General features: G+C 73.3%; 18 protein-coding genes. 13 read left to right on the top strand and 5 right to left on the bottom strand.

The genetic code is table 11. From position 1 onward, the window contains the following. Positions 1-57 precede the first annotated feature (57 nt). The 9 genes from CP977_RS05535 to CP977_RS05495 all read left to right on the top strand — a co-directional run bounded on the left by CP977_RS05535 (position 58) and on the right by CP977_RS05495 (position 8,018). Positions 58-927, top strand: coding sequence for a metallophosphoesterase family protein (locus CP977_RS05535; RefSeq protein ID WP_152369714.1), 870 nt, complete (start codon positions 58-60; stop codon positions 925-927). Continuing rightward, positions 924-1,610 (top strand): 4'-phosphopantetheinyl transferase family protein, encoded by a 687-nt coding sequence (locus tag CP977_RS05530; RefSeq protein WP_062758135.1) that lies wholly within the window; start codon positions 924-926, stop codon positions 1,608-1,610. The genes CP977_RS05535 and CP977_RS05530 overlap by 4 nt, the downstream gene beginning before the upstream one ends. 336 nt (positions 1,611-1,946) lie before the next feature. Further along, positions 1,947-2,816, top strand: a complete 870-nt coding sequence (locus CP977_RS05525) for a HipA family kinase (protein ID WP_183953350.1) — start codon at positions 1,947-1,949, stop codon at positions 2,814-2,816. Further along, positions 2,813-3,196, top strand: coding sequence for a DUF3037 domain-containing protein (locus CP977_RS05520; protein WP_109186583.1), 384 nt, complete (start codon positions 2,813-2,815; stop codon positions 3,194-3,196). The genes CP977_RS05525 and CP977_RS05520 overlap by 4 nt, the downstream gene beginning before the upstream one ends. Before the next feature lie 178 nt (positions 3,197-3,374). Next, complete coding sequence (gene fabG, locus CP977_RS05515) at positions 3,375-4,136, top strand: 3-oxoacyl-ACP reductase FabG (protein ID WP_062758121.1); 762 nt, start codon at positions 3,375-3,377, stop codon at positions 4,134-4,136. 35 nt (positions 4,137-4,171) lie between these two features. Further along, positions 4,172-4,939 (top strand): SDR family oxidoreductase, encoded by a 768-nt coding sequence (locus CP977_RS05510; RefSeq protein ID WP_062758119.1) that lies wholly within the window; start codon positions 4,172-4,174, stop codon positions 4,937-4,939. 148 nt (positions 4,940-5,087) lie between these two features. Continuing rightward, positions 5,088-6,668, top strand: coding sequence for an ABC transporter substrate-binding protein (locus tag CP977_RS05505; protein WP_062758116.1), 1,581 nt, complete (start codon positions 5,088-5,090; stop codon positions 6,666-6,668). A 123-nt stretch (positions 6,669-6,791) separates the two neighbouring features. After that, entirely contained in the window at positions 6,792-7,475 is a 684-nt protein-coding gene (gene ung / locus CP977_RS05500; protein WP_062759268.1) for a uracil-DNA glycosylase, read from the top strand. A 69-nt stretch (positions 7,476-7,544) separates the two neighbouring features. Next, positions 7,545-8,018, top strand: coding sequence for a hypothetical protein (locus CP977_RS05495; protein ID WP_062759270.1), 474 nt, complete (start codon positions 7,545-7,547; stop codon positions 8,016-8,018). A 48-nt stretch (positions 8,019-8,066) separates the two neighbouring features. On the opposite strand, the gene CP977_RS05490 is transcribed toward CP977_RS05495, so the two are convergent. The 3 genes from CP977_RS05490 to CP977_RS05480 all read right to left on the bottom strand — a co-directional run bounded on the left by CP977_RS05490 (position 8,067) and on the right by CP977_RS05480 (position 9,895). Further along, positions 8,067-8,540: a hypothetical protein gene (locus tag CP977_RS05490; protein ID WP_208421369.1), complete on the bottom strand. Its 474-nt coding sequence runs from the start codon at positions 8,538-8,540 to the stop codon at positions 8,067-8,069. A 170-nt stretch (positions 8,541-8,710) separates the two neighbouring features. Next, positions 8,711-9,247, bottom strand: coding sequence for a DinB family protein (locus CP977_RS05485; protein ID WP_062758112.1), 537 nt, complete (start codon positions 9,245-9,247; stop codon positions 8,711-8,713). 33 nt (positions 9,248-9,280) lie between these two features. Then, on the bottom strand, positions 9,281-9,895 hold the full coding sequence (locus CP977_RS05480) for a TetR/AcrR family transcriptional regulator (RefSeq protein WP_062758110.1): 615 nt from the start codon (positions 9,893-9,895) through the stop codon (positions 9,281-9,283). A gap of 120 nt (positions 9,896-10,015) precedes the next feature. Between CP977_RS05480 and CP977_RS05475 the strand changes: the two genes are divergently transcribed. Genes CP977_RS05475 through CP977_RS05465 form a run of 3 tightly spaced genes read left to right on the top strand, consistent with a single transcriptional unit; the run spans position 10,016 to position 13,000 of the window. Further along, complete coding sequence (locus CP977_RS05475; protein ID WP_079131414.1) at positions 10,016-11,395, top strand: FAD-dependent monooxygenase; 1,380 nt, start codon at positions 10,016-10,018, stop codon at positions 11,393-11,395. 54 nt (positions 11,396-11,449) lie between these two features. Further along, the gene (locus CP977_RS05470) at positions 11,450-12,355 is read left to right on the top strand and encodes a Gfo/Idh/MocA family protein (protein ID WP_062758108.1); all 906 of its coding nucleotides are present in this window, start codon (positions 11,450-11,452) and stop codon (positions 12,353-12,355) included. A 51-nt stretch (positions 12,356-12,406) separates the two neighbouring features. Next, complete coding sequence (locus CP977_RS05465) at positions 12,407-13,000, top strand: flavin reductase family protein (protein WP_062758106.1); 594 nt, start codon at positions 12,407-12,409, stop codon at positions 12,998-13,000. Between the two features lie 101 nt (positions 13,001-13,101). Here CP977_RS05465 and CP977_RS05460 read toward each other — a convergent pair whose 3' ends face one another. Continuing rightward, on the bottom strand, positions 13,102-13,974 hold the full coding sequence (locus tag CP977_RS05460) for an undecaprenyl-diphosphate phosphatase (RefSeq protein WP_062758104.1): 873 nt from the start codon (positions 13,972-13,974) through the stop codon (positions 13,102-13,104). A gap of 139 nt (positions 13,975-14,113) precedes the next feature. Further along, positions 14,114-14,887 (bottom strand): TVP38/TMEM64 family protein, encoded by a 774-nt coding sequence (locus CP977_RS05455; RefSeq protein WP_062758102.1) that lies wholly within the window; start codon positions 14,885-14,887, stop codon positions 14,114-14,116. A 194-nt stretch (positions 14,888-15,081) separates the two neighbouring features. Between CP977_RS05455 and CP977_RS05450 the strand changes: the two genes are divergently transcribed. After that, positions 15,082-15,936: a patatin-like phospholipase family protein gene (locus CP977_RS05450; RefSeq protein WP_152369713.1), complete on the top strand. Its 855-nt coding sequence runs from the start codon at positions 15,082-15,084 to the stop codon at positions 15,934-15,936. Positions 15,937-15,981 lie beyond the last annotated feature (45 nt).

Raw genomic sequence — 15,981 nt, 5'->3', positions numbered from 1 at the left:
CGTTCATGAGCACCTCATGGGCACCTCGTGACCGACCCCGACGACAGGAAAGACGGGATGACCGAGAGCAAGGGCCGCCTGCTGGCCATCAGCGACCTGCACGTTGCCTACCGGGAGAACCGGGCGATCGTCGAGTCGCTGCGGCCCACGACGGACGAGGACTGGTTGCTCGTCGCCGGCGACGTCGGCGAGATGTCCGAGGACGTCGAGTGGGCCCTGTCCCTGCTGAGCGAGCGCTTCGCGCGGGTGGTGTGGGCGCCCGGCAACCACGAGCTGTGGACCCCGAAGGACGACCCGGTCCAGCTCCGCGGCCAGGAGCGGTACGAGTACCTGGTCGAGCTGTGCCGCCGCCTCGGCGTCCTGACGCCCGAGGACCCGTACCCCGTGTGGCGGGGGGCGGGAGGCCCGGTCACGGTGGCGCCGCTCTTCGTGCTGTACGACTACTCGTTCCGCGTGCCCGGCGTCACCACCAAGGAGGAGTCCCTCGCCCGTGCCGAGGAGAACGGCATCCTCTGCACCGACGAGTTCTTCCTCCACCCCGACCCGTACGCGAGCCGCGAGGCCTGGTGCGAGGCCCGTGTCGCGCTGACCGAGAAGCGTCTCGCCGCCTGCGACCCGGAGCTGTCCACGGTGCTCGTCAACCACTACCCGCTCGTCCGCGAACCCACGAGGATCCTGCGCCACCCGGACTTCGCGCAGTGGTGCGGCACGGAACGGACGGCGGACTGGCACCTCCGCTTCCGGGCCCGCGCGGTCGTCTACGGGCATCTGCACATCCCCCGGACCACCTGGTACGACGGGGTGCGCTTCGAGGAGGTGTCGGTCGGCTACCCGCGCGAGTGGAGCCGGCCCCGCCACCCGGAGGTCGGCCTCCGCCGGATCCTGCCCGAGGAGTCCGCGCCTGTGGAGTCCGGGGAGGGCGGGTGATCGAGCGACTGGTGCCGGAGGGCGTCGTCGCCGTGGACGCCTTCGAGGACGTCGCCGAGCCCGGCGACCTCCATCCGGAGGAGGCCGCGCTGATCGCGAGGGCCGTGGACACCCGGCGCCGTGAGTTCACCACTGCCCGCTGGTGCGCCCGGCGGGCCCTGGCGGGCCTGGGCGCGCCCGCGGCGCCGCTGCTCCCCGGCCCGCACGGCGCTCCGGCCTGGCCCGAGGGCGTCCTCGGCAGCATCACCCACTGCACGGGCTTCCGCGCGGCGGTCGCCGCCCGCTCGTCGGCCGTCGCCGCCCTCGGCATCGACGCCGAACCGAACGGGCCCGTGCGTGACGGCGTCCTCGGGACCATCGCGCTGCCCGGCGAGCGGCGGCATCTGCGCGAGCTGGCGCGGGCGGAGCCCGAAGTCCGCTGGGACCGGCTGCTGTTCAGCGCCAAGGAGGCCGTGTACAAGACCTGGTACCCCTGGACCGGTCGGCGCCTGGGCTTCGAGGACGCGGCCCTCACCTTCACCGTGGAGACCGGTGCGGGCGACGGGGGCGGCCGTCTCGGCGGCGGCTTCACGGCCCGCATCCTGTTCCCCGCCCCGAGGCCGGCCGCCTCGCCCGACCGCCTCGAAGGACGCTGGCTCGCCGAGCGGGGCCTCCTGCTCACCGCGATCGCCGTCCCGGGATGAGCCGCACGGGCCGCCCGCGCTCCCGGCACAGCCTCCGGCCCCGCCCCGCCCCGCCGCCCGCCGTGCCCCCGGCTCGGCGGCTCGACCACTCCGCGCCGACGATCACCCTCGGTTACTATGCTCACTTCCTGCCGGAGGCCGGAGGCCGGAAGCCGGCGGCAAGGGACGCGGCACCCTCGACGGCCTGCCCGGGGAGCGGGGAGACGGGCCCGCCGGCCGGGACTCCCCGGATTCTCCCCGGCGCGGCCGACCGGTGATTCCCGCCTCTGCGCCGGGGAGAACCGGGAAGAAGCCGTCCGTGAAGTGCAAGCCTGAAGAGATGGGTGGCCTGGGAAAGTGTTGGAAGAGGTCGTAGCGACCCGCTATGTCACGCCCCTGCGTGAAGGCGGCTCGCTCCCCGGGATCGTCGAGGCCGACGACCTCGGCACGTACGTCATGAAGTTCACCGGCGCGGGGCAGGGCCGCAAGACCCTGGTCGCCGAGGTGATCTGCGGGCAGCTCGCCCGCCGCCTCGGGCTGCGGGTGCCCGAGCTCGTCGCCATCCGGCTCGACCCCGTCATCGGGCTCTCCGAACCCGACCAGGAGGTGCAGGAGCTGCTCAAGGCGAGCGGCGGGCTCAACCTGGGCATGGACTTCCTGCCGGGTTCGCTGGGCTTCGACCCGCTGGCGTACGAGGTGGACCCGGCCGAGGCGGGAAGGGTCGTCTGGTTCGACGCGGTGATCAACAACGTCGACCGGTCCTGGCGGAACCCGAACATGCTCGTCTGGCACGGCGACCTGTGGCTGATCGACCACGGCGCCACCATGATCTGGCACCACAACTGGCCGGGCGCGCAGACGTCCGCCGCCAAGCCGTACGACGCCTCCGACCACGCGCTCGCCCCCTTCGGCCCCGACATCGCCGCCGCGGCCGCCGAGCTGGCCCCGCTGGTCACCCGCGAACTCCTCGAAGGGGTCGCCGCCGACGTGCCCGACGAATGGCTCGTCGACGAGCCCGGCTTCACGAGCACCGACGAGGTGCGCGCCGCCTACGTCGAGGCGCTGCTGCCCCGCGCCGCCACCATCCACGAGCGGATCACGCTCGGGCCGCGCACCGAGAACCGCCCCCAGCAGCCGCCCGGCTGGCTCGCCGAGCGCCTCGCCCCCCGCCCGCACCTCACCGGCCGGCCCGCCGACGGGGCCATCGAGAAGGACGGCACCCCGTGAGCGACCGCGACGTCTTCGAGTACGCGCTGCTGCGCGTGGTGCCGCGGGTCGAGCGCGGCGAGTGCTTCAACGCGGGCGTGGTCGTCTACTGCCGTGCCCGCTCCTTCGTGGCCGCCCGCACCCACCTGGACGAGGCCAAACTTACGGCCCTCGACCCGGCGGCCGACGTGACCGGGGTACGGGCGGCCCTGCGCGCCGTCGAGGGGGTCTGCCTCGGCGGGGACGCGGCCGGGCAGGCCGCGCGCGACGACGCGGGGCGCCGCTTCCGCTGGCTGATCGCGCCGCGCTCCACGGTCGTGCAGCCGGGCCCCGTGCACACCGGCCTCACCGCCGATCCCGAGGCCGAGGTGGAACGCCTGCTCGATCTCCTCGTGCGCTGAGCGCCCGCACCCGGACGGAGGGTGACCAGGTGCACCCGGTGGGCCGTTGACACCGGGTGCCAGGGCTTCTAGCGTCTCGTCTGCGGACGATACTAAGCGGTCGCTCATGTGCGGGACGCAGGAGCGGACGCCGGTCCGGCCGCCACCAGGGACGATCCAAGGGCGAGGAGAACCAAGCATGTCCACCACCGAGCAGCGCGTAGCCGTCGTCACGGGTGCCGCACGGGGCATCGGCGCGGCCACCGCGCTCCGCCTCGCGGCCGAGGGCCGCGCCGTCGCCGTACTCGACCTCGACGAGGCGGCCTGCAAGGACACCGTCGAGAAGATCACCGCCGCGGGCGGCACCGCCCTCGCGGTCGGCTGCGACGTCTCCGACAGCGCCCAGGTGGAGGCCGCCGTCGCGCGCGTCGCCGCCGAGCTCGGCGCGCCGACGATCCTCGTCAACAACGCGGGCGTGCTCCGTGACAACCTGCTCTTCAAGATGTCCGAGTCGGACTGGGACCTCGTCATGAACGTGCACCTCAAGGGTGCCTTCCTGATGGCGAAGGCCTGTCAGAAGCACATGGTGGACGCGGGCTTCGGCCGGATCGTCTCCCTCTCCTCCTCCTCGGCGCTCGGCAACCGCGGCCAGGCCAACTACTCCGCCGTCAAGGCCGGTCTGCAGGGCTTCACCAAGACCCTCGCCAAGGAACTCGGCAAGTTCGGCATCACCGCCAACGCCGTCGCCCCCGGCTTCATCGTCACCGAGATGACCGCGCAGACCGCCGAGCGCGTCGGCATGGGCTTCGAGGAGTTCCAGGCCGCCGCCGCCTCCATGATCCCGGTGCAGCGGGTCGGCCGCCCCGAGGACGTCGCCAACGCGATCGCGTTCTTCACGGGCGACGACGCCGGATTCGTCTCCGGCCAGGTCATGTACGTGGCCGGCGGCCCGCTCAACTGACGACCGGCAGCGACACGAACGAGGAGGAGACGAGCATGAGCACGCAGCAGCCGCCGGAGCCGTCCGGCAGGGTCGCCCTGGTCACCGGGGCGAGCCGGGGCATCGGCTACGGCATCGCCGAGGCGCTGGTCGCCCGCGGCGACCGGGTCGTCATCACCGGGCGCGGCGAGGAGGCGCTCAAGGAGGCCGTGGAGCGGCTCGGCGCCGACCGGGCGATCGGCGTCCCCGGCAAGGCCCACGACGAGGCCCACCAGGCCGCCGCCGTCGAGGCGGCGATGGACGGCTTCGGCCGGGTGGACTTCCTGATCAACAACGCCGGTACGAATCCGGTCTTCGGCCCCATCGCGGACCTGGACCTCAATGTGGCGCGCAAGGTCTTCGAGACCAATGTGATCTCCGCGCTCGGCTTCGCGCAGCGGACCTGGCACGCCTGGCAGAAGCAGAACGGCGGGGCGATCGTGAACATCGCCTCGATCGCCGGCGTGTCCGCCTCGCCCTTCATCGGGGCGTACGGAATGAGCAAGGCCGCGATGGTCAATCTGACCCTCCAGCTGGCGCATGAATTCGCACCGGTCGTCCGGGTGAATGCAATCGCCCCGGCCGTTGTCAAGACGAAATTCGCGCAGGCGCTCTACGAGGGCCGCGAGGCGGAGGCCGCCGCCTCCTATCCGCTCGGCCGGCTCGGCGTGCCGGCGGACATCGGCGGCGCGGCCGCCTTCCTCACCTCCTCCCAGTCGGAGTGGATCACCGGTCAGACGCTCGTCGTCGACGGCGGCATTTTCCTGAACGCCGGAGTCGGGTGACCGATAACCGGACACTTTCCGGAATTCGTGTCCGGATTGGCACCGGTTCTGCCTCGAATGCCTCAAGTGCCCCGTCAGGCTCGAACATTGACCTGACGGGGTGCTGCGGTATCGTCGGCCGACCCATGGCTGAACGAGGAGCGTGCACGTGTTCAACCGGACCAGTCTGCAGGCGGCTGCAGCCCTTGTGTCCATATCCCTGGTGACCGGATGCGGTGTCTTTTCGGACAGTGAATCCACCGGGGATCAGAGGCTCGTGATCGGCACGACGAGTTCTCCTTCCACGCTTGATCCAGCCGCGTCCTGGGACAACTCCTGGGAACTCTTCCGGAACGTCTTCCAGACCCTGGTGAGTTTCCCGACGGGCAGTACGACGCCGCAGTCGGACGCCGCCGACTGCAAGTTCACGGACACCGCCAGCCGGGTCTTCGAGTGCAAGCTCATCGACGGCCTCAGGTTCTCCAACGGGCACACGCTGGACGCCAGGGCCGTGCAGTACTCGATCGAGCGCATCCGCACGATCGACCACAAGGGCGGCCCCAACGGCATGCTCGGCTCCCTCGACAAGATCGAGACCGTCGGCGACCGCACGATCGTCTTCCGCCTGAACAAGCCGGACGCCACCTTCCCCTTCATCCTCGCCACCCCCGCCATGTCCATCGTGGACCCGGCCGAGTACCCGGCCGACCGGCTCCGCCCGCAGGACGGCAAGATCGCCGGCTCGGGGCCGTACGTCCTCGACGCGTACACCGAGGGCGAGTCGGCCGAGCTGACGAAGAACTCCACGTACAAGGGCTTCGCCGGCCTCAAGAACGGGGGGGTGACCATCAAGTACTTCAAGGAGTCCGAGGCGATGGTCACGGCCCTCCGGAAGAAGGAGATCGACGCCACCTACCGCGGCCTCACCGCCGAGGAGGTCGTCTCCCTCCAGGACGACAGGGCCGAGAACCAGGACCTCCAGCTCGTCGAGTCCACCGGCACCGACATCCGCTACCTCGTCTTCAACGCCCAGGACCCCTCGGTCGCCAAGCTCCCCGTCCGCAAGGCCATCGCCCAGCTCGTCGACCGCGACGAACTGGTCAGCCGGGTCTACCAGGGCACCGCCGAACCCCTGTACTCCATGGTGCCCAAGGGCATCGCGGCCCACACCACCAAGTTCTTCGACCGCTTCGGCATGCCCAGCGTCGAGAAGGCCACCGAGATCCTCCGCGACGCCGGCATCGACGAGCCCGTCAAGCTGACCTTCTGGTACACCACGGACCGGTACGGCTCCTCGACGGCCGCCGAGTTCAAGGAGCTCAAGCGGCAGCTGGAGGAGTCCGGACTCTTCCAGGTCACCGTGCAGGGCAAGCCCTGGGTGGAGTACCAGGCGGCCTACCAGAAGGGCGAGTACCCGGTCTTCGGCCGCGGCTGGTTCCCCGACTTCCCGGACCCGGACAACTTCGTCGCGCCCTTCGTCGGCAAGGAGAACGTCCTCGGCACGCCCTACCTGAGCCCCCAGATCACCGACGTGCTCCTCCCCAAGTCCCGCCGCCAGAGCGACCGCGGGACCGTCACGGACGAGTTCGTGGCGGCCCAGGAGATCATGGTCCAGGACGTCCGGCTGCTGCCCCTGTGGCAGGGCAAGCTCTACATCGCGGCCCGCGAGGACATCGGCGGCGGCGAGCGCGCCCTCGACCCGCAGACGGTCATGCAGCTGTGGGAGCTGCACCGCCGCGCCAGCTGGTAGGCGGACGCCGGCCGGGAAGCGCCGGCGGGAGCGACGACCGGTGAAGACCTGCGGGGGCCACTGTCAGTGGCCCCCGGTAGGTTCTGGGGCGTAGACAGGAACGTCCACCGGAGGTTGTTGACCGTGACCGACACCAGCATGCTGCCCGAGTCCTGGCGGGGTGTTCTCGGCGAGGAGCTGCAGAAGCCGTACTTCGAGCAGCTCACCGAGTTCGTCGAGGAGGAGCGCGCCAAGGGACCGGTCTTCCCCCCGAAGGACGAGGTGTTCGCCGCCCTCGACGCCACCCCGTACGACAAGGTGAAGGTCCTGATCCTCGGCCAGGACCCCTACCACGGCGAGGGCCAGGGCCACGGCCTCTGCTTCTCGGTCCGCCCCGGCGTGAAGACCCCGCCCTCCCTGCGGAACATCTACAAGGAGATGAACGCCGAGCTCGGCCTGCCGATCCCGGACAACGGCTACCTGATGCCGTGGGCCGAGCAGGGCGTCCTCCTGCTCAACGCCGTGCTGACCGTCCGCTCCGGCGAGGCGAACTCGCACAAGGGCAAGGGCTGGGAGAAGTTCACCGACGCGGTGATCACCGCGGTCGCCTCGCGCCCCGACCCGGCCGTCTTCGTCCTGTGGGGCAACTACGCGCAAAAGAAGCTGCCGCTCATCGACGAGGAGCGGCACGTGGTGGTGAAGGGCGCCCACCCCTCGCCCCTGTCGGCGAAGAAGTTCTTCGGCTCGCACCCCTTCACCCAGATCAACGAGGCCGTGGCGGCCCAGGGCCACGAGCCGATCGACTGGCGCATCCCGGACCTCGGCTGAGCCTCGGACCGATCCGGGCCGGCGGCGGCTAGCGTCGGCCCTCCCAGTGGTGATCTTGTGGAGGTCGCGGTGACCGAGCAGCAGCAGGTGTCGGACGACGGGGTCATGACCAGGATCGGGCAGGCCCTGATGCTGCTCCACGGAGGCGACCGCGAGGAGGCCCGCAACCGCTTCGGGCTCCTCTGGCAGCAGATCGGCCCGGACGGGGACCCCCTGCACCGCTGCACCCTCGCCCACTACATGGCGGACACCCAGGACGACCCCGACACCGAGCTGGCCTGGGACCTGCGGGCGCTGAGCGCGGCCGAGGACCTCACGGACGAGCGGCTCGCCGCGCACGACGCGTCGGCCGCGGTCCGGGCGCTGTACCCCTCGCTCCACCTCAACCTGGCCGCCGACTACGTCAAGCTCCACCGGCCCGACGCCGCGCGCGCCCATCTGGACCGGGCCCGCGCGGCGGCGGACCACCTGGACGACGACGGCTACGGGAACGGGGTACGGGCCGCGATCGAGCGCCTGGAGCTGCGGCTGCGGGCGGAGTGACGGCCGCCGGCCGCCCGTGGGCGGTCCCCTCGGGCCCGTACCCCCGGCTCACCGGCCGTACGGGCCGGGGCAGAACCCCGACCGGTCGCCGCCGGGGTCCAGGGCCCCGTACCGCTCGCCGAGCGCGCAGACGTCGGAACGGGAGAGCGGCGGCCGCGCCGGCGGAGCCGCCGGCAGGAGCGGGCGGGCCGACGCGGACGGGCGGGCCGTCCCCGCCGGCCCGGACGGGTCCGGCCGGGCCGAGGGACGCGGATGCGCGCGCGGGGGCGGTACGGCGCCGGGGCGCGGCGCCTCCGGAAGCGGCGGAGCCGCCGCCCGCCGCCGCTGCTCGGCCGCGGGGGTCGCGCGGGGCGCGGCGGACGCCGGGGGAGCGGGGAGCGCCGCTTCGAGGGCCTCACGGGCCGGGCCGTCGACGAGCTGCGGCGCGGCCTCCTTCCCGGGGCGTACGGACTCCGCCGCCGGAGCGGGAGCGGGCGCCGCCGGAGGCGCGTCCACCGAGACGCAGCCGCTCAGGGCGGCCATCGCCGCCCCTAACAGGATCTTCGCTGTGGTTCGGGTTCCATGCACCCGCGCCACTCTGCTGCTCCGGCGGCGATCTTCGCGCCCCTACCGGCGGGGAATGCCCCGCACGGGTGAGCCGGGGCGTGCCCGGCCTTGACCCGCTCGGCCGCGACCCGCCGGGGCCCGGGGGCTCAGTCGCCGGTCGCGCCGTCGATCCGCTCCCGGAGCAGGTCCGCGTGGCCGTTGTGGCGGGCGTACTCCTCGATCATGTGGAGGTAGATCCAGCGCAGGTTGAACTTCTTCCCCTTGGGGTGCTCCCCGGCGCCCAGGTCGTCCAGGTCGCGGGTCGCCGCCAGGGTGCGGGCGTGGGCGATCTCGGCCTGCCAGGTGGCGTGGGCCTCCTCGTAGGTGTCCCCCTCCACGGTGTGGATGTCCCGGTCGGGGTCCTCCTTCGTCGAGTAGATCCAGGGGGCCTTCTCGCCGGCCAGGGTGTGGCGGAACCAGCCGCGCTCGACCTCGGCCATGTGCCGGACGAGACCCAGCAGGTTGAGGTCGGACGGCGGGGCGGAGGGGGTGCGCAGCTGGGCGTCGTCGAGCCCCTCGCACTTCCTCGCGAGGGTCGCGCGGTGGAAGTCGAGCCACTGCTCCAGCGCTTCGCGCTCGCCCGAGGTGGTGGACGGAGAGACGCGCGGGGTGGTGTCGGTCTGTTCGGTGGTCATGCCGGGCATCGTTCCCCACGGCCGGGGGCGACGCCAGCGAATTCACGTCCGCGCGGACCGGGGCCGGTCCCCGAGCATGCCGCGCAGCAACTCGTCGATCCCGGTGCGCAGTTCCGCGAGGTCCGGCACGGCCGAGTGGAAGGAGCCCGCCGCGCAGGAGAACATCAGCCCCTCGGACCAGGCGATCAGGGACAGGGCGTGCCGTTCGGGGGCGGTCGAGCCGGCCGCCGCCATCATCGCGGTCAGCGGCCCGTGGAACACCGCGCCCGCCCGGTCGAAGAAGCTCCTCAGCTCGGGGCGGCGGGTGGCCTCCAGGGCCAGTTCGTAGCGGGAGACGAGCAGGGGGCGGTGGTCGGTGAGATAGCGGTGGAGGGCGAGGGCCAGCGCGTCCACGAGCGCGTCCCCGCCGCCGTCCGGGCCGGGCATCTCGTGCGGGGTGAGGACCCGGGACTCCAGCTCGACCTGGCGCCGCACGGCCGCCTCCAGGAGGGCCTGGCGGGTGCGGGCGTGGTTGGACGTCGATCCCTGCGGCAGTCCGGCCCGCTCGTCCACGGCACGGTGGGTCAGGCCCCGCATCCCCCGCTCGACGAGCAGGTCGAGGGCGGCGTCGCCGATCCGGTCGGCACGCGGGGCGGAGGGGTCCGGCACTGCGGTCATGGAGGACAACCTACTACCGGCCCCTGCACGGCGTACTACACCTGTAGTACGGTCGGAGGGCCGGGCTCACTACACCTGTAGTTCGCGGGTCCGGCGGTCGCCCGTCCCGAGGGAGCAGCCATGGAACAGCACCGCGCCGACGCGAACGACTCCGACGCGCGCCGCGCCGACACCCGCCGCGCCGAAGCGGGCCGTACCGACATCGATCGCTCCGACGCGCACAGCGCCGACGCAGGCCGCACTGGCGCCGACCGCTCCGACACCCACCACTCCGACGCAGGCCGTGCCGACACCCGCCGCACCAACACGCGTCGGGCCGTCGTCGTCGGAGCCGGCATCGGAGGGCTCACCGCCGCCGTCGCGCTGCACCGGCGGGGCTGGCGGGTCACCGTCCTGGAGCGGTCCGCCGACCTCGCCCCCGTCGGCGCCGGCATCGCCCTCGCGCCCAACGCCCAGCGGGCCCTGGACGTCGTCGGCCTCGGCGACCGGGTCCGCGCCCTCTCCGCCTGGCAGGGGGACGGCGGCATGCGGACCCCCGCCGGCCGCTGGCTCGTCCGTACCGACGCGGCGGCCGCCGCCGCCCGCTTCGGCGGCCCCCTCGTCCTCCTCCACCGTGCCACCCTCGTGGAGATCCTCACCTCCGCCCTCCCGGACGGGACCGTCAGGACCGGCACGGCCGCCACGGTGGCCGACCCGGGGGACGACCGCCGCCCGGCCCGCGTCACGGCCGTGGCCCAGGGGGCGGAGACGGAGCGGGAGGCCGACCTCGTCCTCGCCGCCGACGGCATCCACTCCGCTACCCGGCGCGCGCTCTTCCCCGACCATCCCGGCCCCCGCTACTCCGGCCGCACCACCTGGCGGGTCGTCGTCCCCGCCCCCGGACGCCCCTTCGCACCGCACGAGACCTGGGGCGCCGGACGGCTGTGGGGCACCCAGCCGCTCAAGGACGGCCGGGTCTACGCGTACGCCATGGCCACCGCCCCCGAGGGCGCCCGCGCGCCCGACGACGAGAAGGCCGAACTCCTGCGCCTCTTCGGGGACTGGCACCACCCGGTGCCCGAGATCCTCGCCGCCGTCGACCCCGACCGGGTCCTGCGGCACGACGTGCACCACCTGATCACCCCGCTGCCCGCCTACCACCGGGGCAGGGTGGCCCTCCTCGGGGACGCCGCGCACGCGATGATGCCCTCCCTCGGCCAGGGCGGGAACCAGGCCGTCGAGGACGCCGTCGTCCTCGCCCACCACGCGGGCGCCGACGGCGGGTTCACGCCGAGCCGCGCCCTCGCCGCGTACACCGCGGACCGGCTGCCCCGCACCACCGCCATCGTCCGCAAGGCCGCCCGCACCGGGGCGCTCACGATGCTCTCCGCGCCCCCGGCCGTCGCCCTGCGCTCGGTCCTCGTCGGCGCGGCCTCCCGCCTCGGCCCCGGGCTCCTGCTGAAGGGCTTCGACGGCATCGCCGACTGGCGGCCGCCCGGCGACCCGTCCCGCGTAAGCTGACCGGCGCGAACGGCCCGTACGAGCGGGGCCGGCGACGACGACAAGGGAGACCCCGTGAAGGTTGGCTGCATCGGACTCGGCGACATCGCGCAGAAGGCCTACCTTCCCGTCCTCGCCACCCTGCCCGGGGTCGAACTGCACCTGCAGACCCGCACCCCCGCCACCCTGGAGCGGGTCGCCGACACCCTCCGCCTGCCCGCCGGGCAGCGCCACACCACCCTCGACGGGCTGCTCTCCGCCGGACTCGACGCGGCCTTCGTGCACGCCTCGACCGCCGCGCACGCCGAGATCGCCGAGCGGCTCCTCGAAGCGGGCGTCCCCACGTACGTCGACAAGCCCCTCGCGTACGAGTACGCCGACTCCGAGCGGATCGTGGAGCTCGCCGAGAAGCGCTCGGTCTCCCTCGCCGTCGGCTTCAACCGGCGCCTCGCCCCGAGCTACGCCCAGTGCCTGGAGCACCCGCGCGACCTGATCCTCCTCCAGAAGAACCGGATCGGCCTGCCCGAGGACCCCCGCACGCTGGTCCTGGACGACTTCATCCACGTCGTCGACACCCTCCGCTTCCTCCTGCCCGGCGAAGTCGAGCACATCGACGTGCGGTCCCGGATCCGCGACGGGCTCATGCACCACGTGGTGCTCCAGCTCTCCGGCGACGGATTCACCGCCATCGGCATGATGAACCGGATGAACGGCTCGACCGAGGAGGTCCTGGAGGTCTCGGGCCAGGACACCAAGCGCCAGGTCCTCAACCTCTCCGACGTCATCGACCACAAGGGCCAGCCGACCGTCCGCCGCCGCGGCGACTGGGTGCCCGTGGCCCGGCAGCGCGGCATCGAGCAGGCGGTCCTCGCCTTCCTCGACGCGGTGCGCGAGGGCCGGGTGCTCAGCGCCCGCGACGCCCTGCTGACCCACGAACTGTGCGAGCGCGTCGTACGGGAGTCCCTGGCCCAGGCGTCCTGACGCCCGTCCCCGCGCGCGGGCGTCGCCGGGTCTCCGGTCATACTGTCCGGCATGCGCGTGCACGTGGACCCCGAATCGGCCGACAGCACCTCCTTCTACCGGCTGCTCACCGCCACCGTGGTGCCCAGGCCGATCGCCTGGGTGTCCACGAGGTCGGCCGACGGGACGGACAACCTCGCCCCGCACTCGTTCTTCACGATCTCCGCGGTCACGCCGCCGGTCGTGCAGTTCACCTCGGTCGGACGCAAGGACACGCTGCGGAACGTGGAGGAGACGGGGGAGTTCGTGGTGAACCTCGCCCCCGAGGCCCTCTTCGAGCGGATCAACGCGACCGCGACGGACTTCCCGCGCGGGGTGAGCGAGTTCGACGCGTGCGGGATCGAGCGGGAGCCGAGCCTGCGGGTGAGGCCGCCGCGAGTGGCCCGGTCGCCCGTGGCGCTCGAGTGCGAGCTGCACAGCACCCTGCGGATCGGCGACTCGACGGTGGTCTTCGGCCGGGTCGTCCACGCGGCCGTCGACGAGTCGGTCCTCGTGGACGGCCACCCCGAGATGACATTGATGCGCCCGCTGTCCCGGCTCGGCAGGAACGAGTGGGGCACCCTGGGCGGCATCGAGGAGATCGCCCGGGAGCCCCACCGGCCCTGAGCCGCCCGTGGCCCCGGCGCCGCCGCCGGTCTCCCACGGCGCGGCCGCGGCGTGGACCCGGGGCCACGCCGCGGCCGGCGGACAGCTGGACGCGGGACCCGCTACCCGCCGGATTCGCCCGCGTGCGGGCTCAACACACCGGCTCCCACCAGGACGAACAGCAGGATGCCGAGCAGGATCCGGTAGATCACGAAGGGCATGAAGGACTTCGTGGTGATGAACTTCATGAACCAGGCGATGACGGCATATCCGACCACGAAGGCGACGACCGTCGCGAAGATCGTCGGGCCCCAGGAGACGTGCCCCTCGCCCGCGTCCTTCAGTTCGTACGCGCCCGAGGCGAGGACCGCCGGGATCGCGAGGAGGAAGGAGTAGCGGGCCGCCGCCTCGCGGGTGTAGCCCATGAGCAGGCCGCCGGAGATCGTCGCGCCCGAGCGGGAGACGCCGGGGATCAGGGCCATCGCCTGACAGACGCCGTAGATCAGGCCGTCCCGCACGCCGAGGTCCTTGAGCGTCTTGCGCTCGCGGATCGCCCGGTGGCGGCCGCCGATCTCGTCCCGGGCGGCCAGCCGGTCCGCGACGCCCAGCACGACGCCCATGACGATCAGGGTGGTGGCGATGAGCCGCAGGTCCCGGAACGGGCCCTCGATCTGGTCCTTGAGCGTCACGCCGAGGACACCGATCGGGATCGAGCCGATGATCACCAGCCAGCCCATCTGGGCGTCGTGGTCCGCGCGCATCGACTTGTCGGTGAGGGAGCGGAACCAGGCCGAGACGATCCGGGCGATGTCCTTGCGGAAGTAGATCAGGACCGCGGTCTCCGTGCCGATCTGGGTGATCGCGGTGAACGCCGCACCCGGGTCGTGCCAGCCGGCGAACGCCGCCGTGAGGCGCAGGTGCGCGCTGGAGGAGATGGGGAGGAACTCCGTCAGCCCCTGGACGAGTCCCAGGATGAACGATTCGAACCAACTCATGGGGCCAGGGCCGTCCCGTTATGTACGTGTGTGGTCAGAAGGTCGTGCGCAGCGTACCGCCCCCGGGTGAAGAATCCCCTGACGGAGCATGTACGCGAGGTAGCGCCCGCCGTATCTCCCGGGAGGCCTCCGGTAAACCTCAGCGGGCGCCTGCCACCAGTTCCGGTTCCGGCGTGTCGCCCCGCGCGGGAACGGGGACGGGAGCGGCGGCGGGGGACCGCAGGCCGTGCCGCTTGCGCCAGGCCACCACCGCGGCGCCCAGCCCCGACAGGACGATGAAGCCCGCGGAGAAGAGGAAGGCCGGCGAACCCGGCGAACCGGCCTGGGCGCCCGCCACCACGTACGCCGCCGTGTTCGGGACCGTGCCGATCCCCGTCGCCAGGAGGAACGGCGCGTACTTCATCCGGGAGACCGCCGCGCAGTAGTTGGCCGCCGCGAACGGCACCCCGGGGAACAGCCGGATCGCCAGCATCGAACGGAACCCGTGCCGGCTCAACTGTCCGTCCGCCGCCGTCAGCAGACGGCCCCGCAGCAGCGGCCGCAGCGCGTCCTGCCCCAGGTACCGGCCGAGGGTGAACGAGATCCCGGCGCCGAGGACCGTCCCCGCGACCGCCCCCGTCAGACCGGCGGCCGAGCCGAAGAGCGCGCCCGCCGCCAGGTTCAGGACCGGGCGCGGCACGAAGGCCGCCGTGCACACCCCGTACGCCAGGGCGAACAGCAGCACCGCGCCCGCGCCGCTCGTCCGCGGCGGCCAGCCCGAGGCCAGCAGGCGCTGGGGCTCGTAGAGCACCACGAGGGCGGCCGCCGTGAGCAGCAGCAGGACGAGCAGCGAGAGCCGCGCGCGGGGAGCGAGGAGGGCCCGGGAGCAGCGGACGGCGAGGGAGCCCGGCGGCCGGGGGACGGGGGCGAGCATTCGGGGAGAGTAACGGACGCGGGTGTAGGGGCGCCGTAATGTGCGTCATGTCCGACCGGACCGGATTCCGGAGCCGCCGCGACCGGGAGCCCCCTCATGACGCCCGAACCCGCACCCGGGGGAGCGTCCGGCGAGGGCCCCAAGGTCCCCACCCCGCCCGCGGAAGCGCCCAACCATCGCGCCAGAATGGGGACATGACGCAGCAGACGGAGAAGCGGGCGGCACTGGTACTGGGCGCGGGCGGCATGGCCGGGGCCGCCTGGGAGACCGGAGTGCTGCGGGGCCTCCTCGACGCCGGACTCGACGTGACCGGGGCGGACCTCGTCGTCGGCAGCTCCGCCGGCGCGGTCGTCGGGGCGAGGCTCGGCGCGGTCGGGCTCGACGCGCTGTACGAGCGGGAGCTCGGCGGCGAGGACACGGAACCCGCCGCACGGCTCGGGGTCCCCACGCTCCTCCGGTACGCCGTCGCCGTCCTGCGGTCCCGCACCCCGGAGGAGTACGGACGCAGGATCGGCCGGCTCGCCCTCGGGGCCCGCACGGTGGACGAGGCGGTCCGCCGCGAGACCGTCGTCCGGCGGCTCGGACCGGCCACGGACTGGCCCGGCCGCCCGCTGCTCGTCACCGCCGTCGACGCCGCCACCGGCGAGCTCGTCGCGTACGACGCGGACGCGGGCGTCCCGCTGGCCGACGCCGTCACCGCGAGCTGCGCCGTCCCCGGCCTCTGGCCCCCGGCCACCGTCGGCGGGCGCCGGCTGATCGACGGCGGCATCCACTCCACGGCCAACGCCCACCTCGCCGCCGGGTACGCGCGGGTCCTGGTCGTCGCCCCCGACGGGTGCGGGAGCAAGGTGATCCCCGCGCCGGAGCGGCAGGGCGCCGACCTCGCCGCCGCGGGGGCCCGCGTCGAGGTGATCACCCCCGACGCCGACTCCCGCGCGGCCTTCGGGCGCAACGCGCTCGACCCGGCCCACCGGGCCGCCGCGGCCCGTGCCGGTCGCGCCCAGGCCGCCCGCCACGCGGAGGCCGTCACCGCCGTCTGGAACGGCTGACCCCCGCGATCGGCGGGCGCCCGGCCCCGTCCCGCACCACCCCGC

This window comes from Streptomyces cinereoruber (assembly GCF_009299385.1).
Lineage (GTDB): Bacteria > Actinomycetota > Actinomycetes > Streptomycetales > Streptomycetaceae > Streptomyces > Streptomyces bikiniensis.
Note: the sequence above shows the minus strand (reverse complement) of the source record. Positions and strands in the feature narration are given on the sequence as shown.